The organism is Cupriavidus laharis (genome assembly GCF_914271435.1).
Taxonomy (GTDB): Bacteria; Pseudomonadota; Gammaproteobacteria; order Burkholderiales; family Burkholderiaceae; genus Cupriavidus; species Cupriavidus laharis.
In genome coordinates this window covers 14,711-27,911 of sequence record NZ_CAJZAI010000024.1, presented here as the reverse complement: position 1 = coordinate 27,911, position 13,201 = coordinate 14,711, and the positions used below count along the sequence as shown (strand labels likewise).

Annotated in this window: 11 protein-coding genes and 1 pseudogene; 5 read left to right on the top strand and 7 right to left on the bottom strand. The window is 60.9% G+C overall.

Translation table 11 applies throughout. The features are described 5' to 3' along the window. The first annotated feature begins 26 nt into the window (after positions 1-26). Positions 27-1,664, top strand: coding sequence for an NADP-dependent glyceraldehyde-3-phosphate dehydrogenase (locus tag LDO29_RS26280; RefSeq protein WP_396022718.1), 1,638 nt, complete (start codon positions 27-29; stop codon positions 1,662-1,664). A gap of 32 nt (positions 1,665-1,696) precedes the next feature. Here LDO29_RS26280 and LDO29_RS26275 read toward each other — a convergent pair whose 3' ends face one another. Next, positions 1,697-2,659 carry a tripartite tricarboxylate transporter substrate binding protein gene (locus LDO29_RS26275; RefSeq protein WP_224082666.1) on the bottom strand — a complete coding sequence of 321 codons (963 nt, stop codon included), beginning with the start codon at positions 2,657-2,659 and terminating at the stop codon, positions 1,697-1,699. Positions 2,660-2,958: 299 nt separating this feature from the next. On the opposite strand from LDO29_RS26275, the gene LDO29_RS26270 reads away from it, so the two are divergent. Beyond that, a complete protein-coding gene (locus tag LDO29_RS26270; RefSeq protein WP_224082691.1) occupies positions 2,959-3,162 on the top strand; it encodes a cold-shock protein in 204 nt (67 codons plus the stop codon). A gap of 166 nt (positions 3,163-3,328) precedes the next feature. On the opposite strand, the gene LDO29_RS26265 is transcribed toward LDO29_RS26270, so the two are convergent. From LDO29_RS26265 to LDO29_RS26250, 4 genes are all read right to left on the bottom strand, one after another. Continuing rightward, positions 3,329-5,659 carry an arylsulfatase gene (locus LDO29_RS26265; protein ID WP_224082665.1) on the bottom strand — a complete coding sequence of 777 codons (2,331 nt, stop codon included), beginning with the start codon at positions 5,657-5,659 and terminating at the stop codon, positions 3,329-3,331. A 24-nt stretch (positions 5,660-5,683) separates the two neighbouring features. Continuing rightward, positions 5,684-6,958 carry an MFS transporter gene (locus LDO29_RS26260; RefSeq protein WP_224082664.1) on the bottom strand — a complete coding sequence of 425 codons (1,275 nt, stop codon included), beginning with the start codon at positions 6,956-6,958 and terminating at the stop codon, positions 5,684-5,686. Positions 6,959-7,077: 119 nt separating this feature from the next. Then, positions 7,078-7,815 (bottom strand): SDR family NAD(P)-dependent oxidoreductase, encoded by a 738-nt coding sequence (locus tag LDO29_RS26255; protein WP_224082663.1) that lies wholly within the window; start codon positions 7,813-7,815, stop codon positions 7,078-7,080. A gap of 147 nt (positions 7,816-7,962) precedes the next feature. After that, the gene (locus LDO29_RS26250; RefSeq protein ID WP_224082690.1) at positions 7,963-8,433 is read right to left on the bottom strand and encodes a 2,4'-dihydroxyacetophenone dioxygenase family protein; all 471 of its coding nucleotides are present in this window, start codon (positions 8,431-8,433) and stop codon (positions 7,963-7,965) included. A 337-nt stretch (positions 8,434-8,770) separates the two neighbouring features. Here LDO29_RS26250 and LDO29_RS26245 point away from each other — a divergent pair, with 337 nt between their 5' ends. Continuing rightward, the gene (locus LDO29_RS26245) at positions 8,771-9,733 is read left to right on the top strand and encodes a helix-turn-helix domain-containing protein (RefSeq protein WP_253074149.1); all 963 of its coding nucleotides are present in this window, start codon (positions 8,771-8,773) and stop codon (positions 9,731-9,733) included. Positions 9,734-9,764: 31 nt separating this feature from the next. Here LDO29_RS26245 and LDO29_RS26240 read toward each other — a convergent pair. Beyond that, positions 9,765-10,604: pseudogene (locus LDO29_RS26240) on the bottom strand (DNA-binding protein); the annotation flags it as partial. Positions 10,605-10,743: 139 nt separating this feature from the next. Between LDO29_RS26240 and LDO29_RS26235 the strand changes: the two are divergent. After that, positions 10,744-11,964, top strand: a complete 1,221-nt coding sequence (locus LDO29_RS26235; RefSeq protein WP_224082662.1) for a tyrosine-type recombinase/integrase — start codon at positions 10,744-10,746, stop codon at positions 11,962-11,964. A 33-nt stretch (positions 11,965-11,997) separates the two neighbouring features. Here LDO29_RS26235 and LDO29_RS26230 read toward each other — a convergent pair whose 3' ends face one another. Next, complete coding sequence (locus tag LDO29_RS26230; protein ID WP_224082661.1) at positions 11,998-12,414, bottom strand: cupin domain-containing protein; 417 nt, start codon at positions 12,412-12,414, stop codon at positions 11,998-12,000. Between the two features lie 167 nt (positions 12,415-12,581). On the opposite strand from LDO29_RS26230, the gene LDO29_RS26225 reads away from it, so the two are divergent. Further along, positions 12,582-13,160 carry a ProQ/FinO family protein gene (locus tag LDO29_RS26225; RefSeq protein ID WP_224082660.1) on the top strand — a complete coding sequence of 193 codons (579 nt, stop codon included), beginning with the start codon at positions 12,582-12,584 and terminating at the stop codon, positions 13,158-13,160. Positions 13,161-13,201: the final 41 nt, after the last annotated feature.

The following is a 13,201-nucleotide window of genomic DNA, read 5'->3' as shown; positions in this document are numbered from 1 at the left end:
CCACCGCCCTGGCCTACTGACCGATCATGTCCTCCATACAGTCCCAAGCCGACCTGGCCCGCCTTTTCCCCCGCCTTGCCGACATTCCGGCAGAGCAGCGCCTGGACGCCCCCCTGCACCAGCGCGGCATCCTCATCGACGGAGAGATCCGATCCTGGGATGGCCCTTGCCGTACCGTCCTGTCGCCGGTACACGTACGCGACGACCAGGGCAAGCTGAGCGCCGTGGAAGTCGGCAGCTTCCCCGTCACCACCGTCAAGGAAAGCCTGCAGGCACTCGACGCCGCAGTTGCCGCCTACGCTTCGGGCACGGGGCAGTGGCCCACCATGGCCGTCGAAGCTCGCATTGCGCATGTGCAGGATTTCACCCGGCGCCTGCTGGAGCAGCGCGCGCTGATCGTCAAGCTGATCATGTGGGAGATCGGCAAGTCCGCAGCGGATTCGGCCAAGGAATTCGATCGCACCATCGCCTATATCCGCCAGACCATCGATGCGCTGAAGGAACTCGACAACAACAACTCGCGTTTCCAGGTGGTCGAGGAAACCATCGCACAGGTTCGCCGTGCGCCGCTGGGCGTGGTGTTGTGCATGGGGCCGTACAACTACCCGCTGAATGAAACCTTCACCACCCTGATCCCGGCACTGATCATGGGCAACGTGGTGCTGTTCAAGCCGCCGAAGTTCGGCACGCTGCTGTTCGCGCCGATCCTGGAGGCGTTCCGCGCAGCCTTTCCGCCTGGCGTTGTCAATACCGTCTATGGCCGCGGCGAAGAGGTGGTCCCGCCGCTGATGGCTTCCGGCAAGGTCAACGTGCTTGCGCTGATCGGCTCCTCGCGCGTGGCGGACCAGCTCAAGAAGCTGCATCCCAAGACAAACCGCCTGCGTGCCGTGCTCGGCCTGGACGCAAAGAACGCGGCCATCGTGCTGCCCGACGCGGACCTCGACCTCGCCGTCAAGGAGTGCGTACTGGGATCGCTTTCGTTCAACGGCCAGCGCTGCACGGCCTTGAAGACACTATTGGTGCACCGGTCGGTGGCAGGACCATTCCTCGACAAGCTCACCGAAGCGATAGGCCAGCTCGGCATCGGCATGCCGTGGGAAGCCGGGATATCCATCACCCCGCTGCCGGATGTCAACAAGCCGCGTTATATCGCCGAATGCATTGCTGACGCGGAGTCAAAGGGCGCCGAGGTACTGAATCCCGGCGGCGGCCTTGCCTGTGCCTCGCTGGTCGTACCGGCGGTTGTCTACCCGGTCGACGCGCGCATGCGCTTGTACCGCGAAGAACAGTTTGGCCCGGTGATTCCGGTGGTGCCATTCGATGATGTCGGCACGGCACTGGATTACGTCGAGTCTTCCGACTATGGGCAGCAGGTGAGCATCTTCGGGACCGATCCCGAGCAGATCGCGCGGCTGGTGGATCCGCTGGTGAACCAGGTTTGCCGCGTGAACATCAACTGCCAATGCCAGCGGGGACCGGATGTGTTTCCGTTTACGGGCAGGAAGGACTCGGCCGAGGGGACCCTGTCGGTCAGCGATGCGCTGCGCGCCTTCTCGATCCGTACCATGATTGCCGCCAAGGCGACCAGCGCGTCGAAAGCGCTGCTCGATGAGATCGTGCTCGGACACAAGTCGACGTTCATCAACACGCGCTTCATCTTCTGAGCCTTGGGGCCGGGGCCAGCCCGCGCGCGGCTTCACTTGCGGAGGTTGATCCTGGCGGCCAGTGCCTTCATCCGCGCGTTGTCTGCCGCGATCATTGCCTGGAAGGTAGCGGCGTCGGCATAGGCAATCCCCAGGTTCTGCCGGCGCAGCGCCGCCACGAAGACAGGGTCTGCCACCGCTTTGCGGCTGGCAGCCGCGAGCACTTCGAGCACCTCGGGTGGCGTGCCTTTCGGCGCTGCCAGGCCGCGCCAGGTGCCGATCGAAAGGTCGATACCGCGCTCGCGCAGCGTCGGAACGTTCTCGAAACCCCGGACACGCTGATCGGCCATCACTGCGAGCGTCCTGACCTTGCCCGCGGCCACATAGGCCGATACCTCGGCGGGACTGACGGCCACCGCATCGACATGCCCGCCCATCAACGCCACCAGAGCTGGCGCCGCACCGGAGAACGGCACGTGATTGAACCTGACGTGCGCCTTGTCCTCCAGCGCCGTCGCCGCCAGGTGCCAGATCGAGCCCGGGCCGGAATTCCCGACCAGCACCTCCCCCGGGTGCGCCCTGGCAAATGCCAGGAACGCCTCGATGGTGTTCCAGCGCGAGTCCGCCTTGACGGTGATGGCGGACGGATCGGCATTCAGGCGTGCGATCGGCACCAGCTCGGCCGCGTCGAGCGTGGTCGGCCCGAGGTGCGGGACGATCACGGCTTCCGCGATGATGATGCCGAGCTTGTAGCCGTCCGGCTTCGCGCGGGCCACTTCCGTCATGCCGATTGCGCCGCTGGCACCTGGCTTGTTTACCACGACCAGCGGCTGCGGCAGAGTCTTCCGCATGGCTTCGCTGAACGCTCGCGCAACCGTGTCGGTACCACCGCCCGCCGCGCTTGGCACCACGAGTTCGACAGGATGGTCCGGGTAGGGAGCCGCAGGCGCCTGGCCAGTGGCAGCAAGTGAGGCCAGCAGTGCGGCCATGGAAAACAGCTTGCGGGCTAAGCGCATCAATGACTCACATTCAAGCCTGGTCGGCCAGGTTGATTCCACCGGGGAACCCCGGGATATATAACGTGAAAGCCACTCCGGGTCTGTCCGTTGTCCGGGCTTACGCAACCCCAGACATTGAACGCTATCCTCGGTCGCGGCCCATTACCAAATGGTAAACCCTAGCGCGGGATGGCTTGGCGCCAAGGAGACGTCACGATATGCTGACGACACCAGCAACTGCCCACAGCCAAGCTCGCTGTAGCCCGGCGGCCTGGCAGCGTTTGCAACCTTGCAGGCTTATTGATTTTGAGGATGAGATGGCGACAGGAATTGTGAAGTGGTTCAACAGCGAAAAGGGTTACGGCTTCATCACGCCGGATGACGGTGGCAAAGACCTCTTCGCGCATCACTCGGAAATCCAGGGTACCGGATACAAGTCATTGGACGAAGGCGCGAAAGTCGAGTTCGAAGTCACGCAAGGCCAGAAAGGCCTCCAGGCCTCAAAGATTCGAAAGCTCTAGTCGCTCATCGCGAAGCATTGCAAAAGCAGAGGCCCTTCACAGATTGTGAAGGGCCTTTTTGCCAAGGGCCTGGTTGTCCTTAGCCATTCCAGTGCCTGACGGTCGCTTTTTTACCTGCCACAAGGCTTTGCATTTTCAGCGGCCACCGCGATTCCCACAATCGCTCCTACTCTTCAGTTTCAGGCGGATAAGTTACATGTACGTCGTGCACGGTCCCGTTGAAAGCAAACGGGGCCCGCTCCAGGTAATCAAACGACACCGGAGAGCCTAGATCGACGCCGACGTTGAATGTCTCCGTGGCAGTGAACGCCAATGGCAAGGTGTAAGGCACAGATGCCCGCGCCACTTCCTCGCCATCGATGTGCAGGCCAAGCGAGGCCGCGGCACCGGGCTGGGAAGAGGTCAGCATGGTCTTCACCTCAATGCGGCGCCGCCCCCGTGAAATCGGTTCTGTTGCACGCAATACAGTCCGCTCCAACAACAGGGCGTTGTACTCGTAGGTCAGATAGCCACTATCGATGTACAAAGTCACGCCACCGCCAGCGCCACCCAACGCGTACAGCACCCCCTGTGCGTTCTCTGGAACGTCAACGTCTACCGTAACGATGCTGTTACGCGAGCGCAGATTTGGCCCCATAAATTCGGGGATACGACGTGTTTTTGACCCATAGCTCACGTCACCGTCACGTGGACCGACACGGTCAGAGGGTTGGAGAAATGGCCATAGCCCGGCTCCCAATGGGTACACTTTATTGGCTTGGGCTTCGCGATCAAACAAGGTTTTCATGGCCTCCAGGCGAGCCGGTTCCTGGGCAGCCAGGTCTTGGGATTGAGAAAAATCCTCGTCGAGGTTATATAGCGCCCAGACGTCTTTCTCTGGGTTCCAGCCATGGAACTGCTTCATATCCGCAATCCAGGGGGTGCGGGGCCCCCAGACGGAAGCCATCCAGCCCTGGTGGAAAATGCCACGGCTGCCAAGGACCTCGAAGTACTGTGTAAGCTTCTGGTTCGCCGTCTGCCCGCTCGAAAAGGTGTAGCTCATGCCCACGCCATCCAGCGGATCTTGCTCATGCCCGTCTACGACACGCGGCGGTGTGATGCCGATGGCCTCGTAAATAGTGGGGGCGATGTCGTTCACATGATGAAACTGCGGCCGTACCTGACTGTCAGGCCGGATTCTTTGGGGCCAGGAGATCGCGAGCGGCACCCGCGTACCACCAAAGTAGCCGGCCACCAGCTTGGTGCCCTGGAATGGCGACATGCCAGCCCAGGCCCAGGCAGCGTGGTACATATTGTCCACGCGGGCACTTCCGAGCATGTCCAATCCGCCCAGTTGCTCCAGGACTTCCATGTGCCTGGATACTGGAGTTGTGATGCCATTGTGTGCATTGAGCTCGGCAATAGAACCGGCCATGCCCTCGGCCGATGCGCCGTTGTCAGAAAATACATAAAAGATCAGTGTATTCTCACGTAAGCCTTGCCGCTCGATCTCGTCCACGATCTTGCCGACTTGCACGTCCACATGCTCCAGAAAGCCGGCAAAGACCTCCATCAGGCGCGCCTGGAATTTTCTCTCGTCTGCGCCAAGGCTGTCCCACCCAGGCAGGCTGGATGGGCGTGGAGTCAGGACCGCATCCGGAGGGATAAATCCCAGTCGTTTCTGCCGTTCAAAGGCTTGCTCGCGGCAGATATCCCAACCCGCATCGAATTTGCCTTTGTACTTGTCAGCCCACTCTTTGAAGACGTGATGTGGGCCATGTACGGCTCCGGGCGCCCAGTACATGAAGAATGGGTCTTCCGGCGTACTGATTGAGCGATCCTTCAGCCACTGCACTGCTTTCTCAGCAAGATCTTCGCTGAGGTGGTAATCAGTTCGACGGGGGGGCTCAATGGGTGTGGTCCCTTGATACAGACGTGGCTCGTACTGTGAGGTTTCTCCGCCGATAAAGCCATAGAAATGATCAAAGCCATGTCCCGTTGGCCACCGGTCAAACGGCCCCATGGACGTAGTGTGCCTGACCGGCGTGTTGTGCCACTTACCGAACGCCGCTGTACGGTAGCCGTAGTGCTTGAGCACTTCGGGAATAGTTGCCGCCGACTTCGGTATTTCTGCCGTGTAGCCATCCCAGTCGGAAGCCAATTCGGATATCACGCCGTTGCCTACCTTGTGGTGATTACGCCCCGTCAGCAATGACGCCCGGGTGGCGGAGCAAATGGCCGTGGTATGAAAGGCGTTGTATGTCAGGCCACTATTGGCAATGCGTGAGAAGGTTGGCGTATGGATAGGCCCTCCCACGGTGTCGGCCTGCGCGAAACCGGCGTCATCGAGCAGCACGATCAACACGTTGGGGGCGCCATCAACCTTCAGCGGCGTGCTGACACGCCACTGGTGCCTGGACTCGGCAAGGGTTTTGCCTGCCACACTGGCGGACGCGACCAGCGGCGGAAGCACGGCACCGGTTGCATCTTGTGCTTGCGTGAATGTCTTATTCACCATGATCTGAATCCTTATCGACAGCAGTTAAATTGCTTGGCGGCTGCGCAGATGCGCAACGCCCGCCCATGCAAATGTCGCTGCGGCGAGAAATGCGAAAGCCGCCGCAATGGACAAAGCCCTTTCGAGCCCCAGCGTGTCCGATAACGCGCCTGTTGTGAAAGGCCCCAACGATTGACCAAAAAGATTTTGCGCCATGGCCACCAATGCCAATGAAGTAGCCCGCAAACCTGGTTCGGCATTCTCCATCACCACGGCCGGAACGGCACCAATAGAACAGGTCATGCAGAATCCGCCCAGCATAAGGCAAAGCCATTGCGACTGGCCGACCGGTAACAGGCCAAAGGCTGCCATCAGAAACCCACCAGAAAGCAGAGAGCCGATGGCGACCACCCGTAGGCGCCGACCGGAATTACCCTGCCCAAAGCGATCAACCGCATAGCCCCATGCCACGGTGCCTAGCGCACCCAGCAAGATGACAATGGCAGCTTGTGCGCCGGCCTTCTCAGGAGAAACACCGTAGGAACGGTGAATAAAGCTTGGCAACCAGGAATACAAGGACAGCACCGTAAATAACTGCAATGCACCGCCGACACAAGCCCACATAACGATTGGCTTCTTGAAGAGGATCAATCCATTTTTGAGTGCCGTCCAAAACGAATAGGCGGGCGTTAGCGTGCGGGCGGGCGTTGCCTGCGCTGGGTCACGCACCCACATGTAGCACAACGCCAGCACCAGACCCGGTACACCAACGATACCGAAGGCAGCCTTCCACCCCCAACGAGTAGCCAGCCAGCCGCCGAGCCAGACTCCAAGGATGGTACCCACAGCCCCGGCCCCCTGGAACGCACCGAAGATGGCACTGTGGAGTCGCCTGGGGAAGATGCCTGCCAGAATCGCCGCCCCTGCCGGGGCATAGCCAGCCTCTCCCAAGCCGACCGCACCGCGAGCCACCAGCATGGTGGTGTAGTTGCCAGCCGCGCCACATGCCATGGTCGCGCCACTCCAGGTGAGCGCCATCGTCACGATGATGCGCACGCGCCCCCAGCGATCCGCCAGAAGTGCCACGGGAATCGTGCCCAGCGCCACCGTCAGCGATACAGCAGAAATGAGCGCACCCAGCTGCTTGTCGGACAGTTGCCAATCTGCCTTGAGATACGGAAACATGGAGGTCACGATCTGCCGGTCAATAAAGTCCAGCAGCATGAGAGCGAATGTCAGTGCAAATACCATCCATGCTTTGGCGGTTACACGGATATTTTCCTCGGAAGAGATGACACTGGTCGGCTGGTATGCGTGCATGGGGAACGTTTCCTGATGTAATTAAATCCAGCCCATCTTCCGGGAGCTGGCAATCAAGATGGTGTAAAGCAACTTGCGGGAAATTCGGCGCAGGTGGTAGATCAGCGCGGCATATGGGCCTACCAGTACAGCCCGCGACCGCTACGAACAGCTTTCACCACCGCCTCGCCGACCACACTGGGATGGGCTCCATTTTTTCGGTAATACTCGCCCAGCTTTGTGACCTGGTCAGGCCGGATGTTGGAGCCCACGCCTGAAGGCGACACTTGTGTAATAGGGGTATTAATGATGCCCGGACATACGACGCTCACCGATATCCTGGTTCCCATCAGCTCCAGGCTTAAGCTGTCGCTCATGCCCATGACTGCATGCTTGGATGCGGAATAGGCACTCATATTCAAGGTGGGCGCCAAGCCGGCGGCAGAAGCCACATTCACGATGTGACGCGCTCCGCCAGCCTCAAGCATGTAAGGCAGGAAGAATTGGCAGCCATGCACGGCGCCCATCACGTTAATATTCAGCGTGCGATGCCACTGCTGTATTGGCGTGCACTGGAATGACCCCAGGAAGGCGACGCCGGCGTTGTTGACGAGCACATCCAGAGGTCCATGCTCCACCTGTACGCGCTCCGCCAGCTCCTTCATGATAATGGGATCCGAAACGTCCGCCACATAGGTATGGCATTGCCCCCCCAGCTTGCGCAGTTCCTGCTGGGCATTTTCCAGGGCACCTGCATTGATATCGATGATGATCAGTTGTGCTGCCCTTCTTGCGAAGGACAGCGCTATTTCCAGTCCAATGCCAGAGGCGGCCCCTGTAACCAGGACGCGTTTCGATTTGAGATTCTTAATAGCCATGAATGTTTCGATACGCTCCGGCAAACAATGTACAGAAATGCGCCTAGAGAAGAGCGTGAGTTACGTGTAGCGAAAAACTCACGCCTTCGCGGCAACAAACGACGAGCCTTTCGCTCGCCGGATCCGACGTCAGTGCGAAGCTTGAGATCAAACAGAAAAGCTGGTCACATCCACCGGCTTGATATTGGCGCTGGCGCAGTGGTCGAGGTAGCGCTTGACCACAGTTTTCCAGTTCTCGATTGCTAACACCTGGCCTTCGGGGCCAATCAGGCTCCAGTCACCTTGCACTATGTTGAGGGTAATGACCTCGCCCTTGCTGTCGCCTGCAGGGGTGTGCTGCGTGCCGGCAGTCTCGTACACAAAGCTGCCGGGGCCGGCCACCCAGTCGTGCTCCAGGTAGCGCCACTGGCCACTAATGGTGTAGACCATCACGGTGCCAGAATGATGGTGCTTGGGTAGTTTCACGTCCGCCGGGGCCTTAAGCAGAGTGATCCATTCGCCACGTACCGGATCCACCTTCAGTACCTTGATGAATACATCGGTGGCATAGGGCAGAAACGGATGCCAAGGCAATGCCTCGGCGTCGATCAGAGCGGTATCGATGTTTTCATAATGCATGGACATGGTGGTCTCCTTAAAGAGGAAAACATGCTTGAATAATCAACCAAAGCGATTCAAGAACGTGCTGGCTCTGCGCCCCTGTTGCTGAGTAGCTATTCACAAAGGACTTCATTACACTGGAGCTGAATGCTTCATAGTGATGGAAGGATAATCCTTGGTGTTGCCGGCCGGGGCCATGTCACTTCCTGACAAGTGCTTGTCAAAGATCGTCAGCCAAGTGGTTACCCTAACAGCATGCCTTGCAAGAAGAGATCAGCGAAAGATGCTTACTCAGCCCCGACGTGTCCCGGTTCGCTATTTTTTGTTACTTCGAGACCTCTTGCGAAGCACCGGAGTGGATACCGCTCGTATACTGGAAACGGCGGGAATAGACCCATCGCTCTTCGAGCGCCGCGACAGCATGCTGACTTCGGCAGAGGTCGATGCTTTCATTTTGGCAGCGTCCAAATTAACCGGCCGCGATGATTTGGGGTTTGAACTAGGCCGTCGGATTAAAATGAATTCCCATGAATTGTTGGGCTATGGTTTGATAAGCTGCCCAAATTTGGACGCGTTCTTGCGCATGTCCTCGCGTCATTACCACCTTATGGTGGAAACCTGGAACATGCGTTACATCCGCAAGGGCAGCTCCGGGGAATGTATCTATACGCCCACCGTGGCACTACCAGTACACAGTATGCGGTTCTACCTGGAGGCTTTGGCGGTTGCTCATCAAAACCAGTTGCAACTCGTAATTGGCCCGGACCTGCCAGCTTTTGACATTTACATATCCATGCCGGAGCCAGACCACCTTCAACGTTATCTGGCCTTGTCCCCAGCCCGCTTCTATTTTGATGAAGCAACCATACCCGGCGTCCGTGCCGTCATGCCTGCAGAACTGCTCGACATCCCACTGGCCTTGGGTGATGTGGAAGTGATGCACGAAATCGACAAACGTTGCGCTGCCACAAGCCTAAGACCGTCACGGTCGAATTTAGGTTGGGGTGAATATGTAATGATGGTGTTACGCGAAGCGCGCGGTGGTTTGGTGACACTGGAAGACATTGCCAAGCGAGCCAATGTTTCCGCTCGAACCATCGATCGGCATCTGCAAAAAGAAGGCATCCGATTTCGGGAGCTCGCGGACAAGGTGCGGTTTGAGCGGGCTTGCGAGATGCTTTGCGCGACAAATTCCTCCATCATGGAGGTCGCTTCGCAGTTGGGCTTTAGTGACACCGCGAATTTCACTCGGTCATTTCGCAGGGTAGTTGGCGTTAATCCCGGTGAATACCGGCGTCAATTCCTTTCTTCAAATTGAATATTGCTTTACCCACGCCCAATGAGCAATCCAGCGCTGCCGCCCGTGCCTCCAGCCGGGCCCGGGTCTCGGCGTGGGCCACGACGGCTTCACGCGCTTCATTGCGAGCCTGCGCCAGTTCGGCGCGCAGTTCTTCGGCCAGCCGTTCGCTCTTCTGGCGCGCGGTACGCTCCTGGTCCAGTTCGCGCAACGCGCGCCGCTCGCCGGCCTCCGCCCGTTCCTGGGCGATCTGCACCTGCTCGCGCGCTCGCTCCAGCTCCGTCGAGAACTGCGTGCGAAGCTCCGCCAGCTGACGGCCTGCCGCCTCCAGTTCTGCGCGCCCGGCCTCAAGCCCGGCCTGCGTCGCGGCGTGCGCCTGGCGCTCCGAGGCAAGGTCCGCCTGCACGGCTTCATGCGCCTGCCGCGCCTCGCCCAGTTGGGCCGAGAGTGCCAGCGCGTCCTCGCGAGCTGCCGCTGTCTCGGCGCGCGCAGCATCCCGTTCCGACTCGGCCATGTGCGCGGCATGCCTGGCCTCGGCGCGCAGCGCGGACAACTCGCTGCTGGCGGCTTCGTTTGCGGCCTGCCAGATCGTCTTGACCGCCTCGGCAGCGATTTCCTTCAGCGCATCAGGCAGATCCGGATGGTCGATGGTGACGCGCGTGCGCCCGCGCAGTTCCTGCCAGAACTGCTGCAATACCTCGGCCGGCGTGCCCATGCTGCCCTTGCGCACCAGGCTGTAGAGCTTGTTTGCCGTGGGCGTCACCCCGTAGCAGAAGAACAGCAGCCCGCACACCTCGCGATACAGCGCACGCGTCTCGGGGAAGCGCGTGCGCAGCTCGGCCAGATCAGCGTGCAATGCGGTGTCGCTGAGGTTCAGGTCGGAAGTTGGCATGAATCGCAAAGCGGCGAGTGGCTAATTCATATATTACTACGTAATACGTAGTAAATAAAATTTCTCAGCTCATACTTTAGACATAAGTTTTCTTATGTCTATAATTGTGCTCAAATTGCGTTTTCGTCTCACGCCTCATATGGATTCCTCTTCGGATATCAGCCATCCGGCTGTCCGCGCCCTGCCCGCCACGTCGCCGACCCCGCTGGAGCGCCTGCACCTGCCTGAAGGGCTTTCCGGCGCCCAGGGCAAGAATCGAGCCCCGGCTCGCGGCGCACAGATCGCGGCATCGGATGACCTCTCGGCCGTCGCCGCCTGGCTCGCACGCTACGCAAACAGTCCGGCCACGCTGCAGGCATACCGGCGAGAGATCGAGCGGCTCGTGCTCTGGGCCACGCTGCAGCGTGGAAAACCGATGTCTTCACTGACCCACGAGGACCTGCTGGCTTATGAGCACTTTCTTTCCGACCCGCAGCCCGCCGCGCGCTGGGTCCTGGCCGCAGGCAAGAAGCTCGCGCGCAGCCACCCTGACTGGCGCCCCTTTGCCGGCCCGCTGTCGCCGGCCAGCACGCGCCAGGCCATGGTGATCCTGAACGCCTGCTTTGCATGGCTCACCGAGGCTGGCTACCTGGCCGGCAACCCCTTGTCGCTTGCGCGCCGCCGCCGCGGCCCGGCCAAGGCGCGCATCACGCGCTACCTCAGCCATGCCCTTTGGGACGCTGTAAAGGAGGCTGTCGAGGCCATGCCAGCCGAGACCGACCGCGAGCGCCTGCACGCCGCACGCTGCCGCTGGCTATGCACGGTGCTCTATCTGGGTGGCCTGCGGGCGGCGGAAGTCGCAGGCACCACCATGGGGGCATTCTTCTGCCGGCGCGATGCACAGGGGACCGAGCGCTGGTGGCTGGAGGTTACCGGCAAGGGCAACAAGCCCCGGCTGGTGCCCGCGACTGACGAACTGATCGCCGAACTCGCCCGTTACCGGCGCGCGCATGGGCTGCCGCCGGCTCCGCAGCCCGGAGAAGCGCGCCCGTTGGTGCTGCCGGTCATTGGCCGTGAAAAGGCCTTGTCGCGCGGCGCGCTGCACCTGGTCATCAAGGAAGTATTCGGCATGGCGGCGGAACGGCTGCGTGCACGCGGGCCGGAATGGGAAGCACAGGCCGAGCTGCTCGCCAGCGCGTCGGCCCACTGGCTGCGGCATACGGCCGGGTCGCACATGAGCGACCGGCAAGTGGACCTGCGCCATGTGCGCGACAATTTTGGCCACGCCTCCATCGCGACCACCAGCATCTACCTGCACACCGAGGACGACGCGCGGCACCAGGCCACGCAGGAACGGCACCGCATCAAGTGGGCAAAGTGAATGCATGGGCAGAGCGCCGCTGACCAACGCCTGCTACGTGTCGGCCGCCGGGTCATAGGGCACGACCTCTTCTCGCTCATCCGCGTTATCACGCGCCACGATCGCGCGGGCCGGCTCCGTCGCGCTGAGGTTGAACGGCTGGTGCGGTACGCCTGGCGGAATGAACAGGAAGTCGCCGGCTTCGGTCACGACCGACTGGCGCAGGCCGGGTCCATAGCGGGTTTCCACCCGCCCCTCGAGCACGTAGATGCCGGTCTCGTAGCCACGATGCATGTGCGGCTCGGCATGGCCGCCGGGCGGCACGACCACAATGGACATCGACAGGGCCCTGGCACCAGCCGTTTGCCGGGAAATGCCGACGAAGTAAGGCAGCTTCTGCATCGTGGAAATCTCGCGGTCCGGGTGCACCACGACCACGGTCTGTGGCGTGTCATGGGAATCGTCTGACATAGGCACCTCCATCGATACCGTTCGATAACGCCGTATACGGCGCAGGCTGCCGCACCCGGCTGCCACTGCAGCATAGGGCAGGCTGCGCGCGATGACGAAAGCGGCGTGGCCGGCGGCTGGACCGGGACTGCTAAAATCTCTCCAAATTTCTCAATTGGCAGGACACGATGGGTTTCGAACAACTCGCAGCACTGAAAGCACAACTGGCAAAGCAGGCAAAAGAGGCAAAGGAAGCCCGCCCGGCAAAGCAGGCAAAGGACGCACGGCCGGCCAAGCCCGCGCGCGCGCGTCCTGCCGCCGCGGCCGCTCCGGCCAAGCCTGTCGATCCGGTGATCCAGGCAATCGGCAAGCTGCAGAAGCGCTTCCCGCTGGCTTTCCCCAAGAACCCCGCGCCGAAGGTGCCGCTGAAGGTCGGCATCTTCGAGGATCTGCTCCAGCATGCCGGCACCCTGGCACTGGACGAAGCCATGCTGCGCGAAGCCGTGCGGACCTGGTGCCGTGGTACGCGCTACTGGACGTGCATGGTGGAAGGCGTCGAGCGCGTCGACCTGGCGGGCCAGCCGGCCGGGCAGGTCACGCTGGCGGATGCAAAGCGCGCGCAGCAGCAACGCTCCCAGCAGCATCGCGCGAGCCGCGCGCAGAAGGCGAAGCAGCAACCTGCAGCGGAACCTGCGGTCGAAGCGGCCAAGATTGAATCCGCGAAAGACGAACAACCGGCTGCGAACGAATCCGCCAAGCCGGAATAACGAAGCAGCCCGCGCAATGCGGGAAGCATCATGGCGGGTTG

Bases quoted from the DNA above. Each gene is read 5' to 3' on its own strand.
- LDO29_RS26280 (WP_396022718.1), top strand. From the start codon at position 27: ATGTCCTCCATACAGTCCCAAGCCGACCTGGCCCGCCTTTTCCCCCGC.
- LDO29_RS26275 (WP_224082666.1), bottom strand. From the start codon at position 2,659: ATGCGCTTAGCCCGCAAGCTGTTTTCCATGGCCGCACTGCTGGCCTCA.
- LDO29_RS26270 (WP_224082691.1), top strand. From the start codon at position 2,959: ATGGCGACAGGAATTGTGAAGTGGTTCAACAGCGAAAAGGGTTACGGC.
- LDO29_RS26265 (WP_224082665.1), bottom strand. From the start codon at position 5,659: ATGGTGAATAAGACATTCACGCAAGCACAAGATGCAACCGGTGCCGTG.
- LDO29_RS26260 (WP_224082664.1), bottom strand. From the start codon at position 6,958: ATGCACGCATACCAGCCGACCAGTGTCATCTCTTCCGAGGAAAATATC.
- LDO29_RS26255 (WP_224082663.1), bottom strand. From the start codon at position 7,815: ATGGCTATTAAGAATCTCAAATCGAAACGCGTCCTGGTTACAGGGGCC.
- LDO29_RS26250 (WP_224082690.1), bottom strand. From the start codon at position 8,433: ATGCATTATGAAAACATCGATACCGCTCTGATCGACGCCGAGGCATTG.
- LDO29_RS26235 (WP_224082662.1), top strand. From the start codon at position 10,744: ATGGATTCCTCTTCGGATATCAGCCATCCGGCTGTCCGCGCCCTGCCC.
- LDO29_RS26230 (WP_224082661.1), bottom strand. From the start codon at position 12,414: ATGTCAGACGATTCCCATGACACGCCACAGACCGTGGTCGTGGTGCAC.
- LDO29_RS26225 (WP_224082660.1), top strand. From the start codon at position 12,582: ATGGGTTTCGAACAACTCGCAGCACTGAAAGCACAACTGGCAAAGCAG.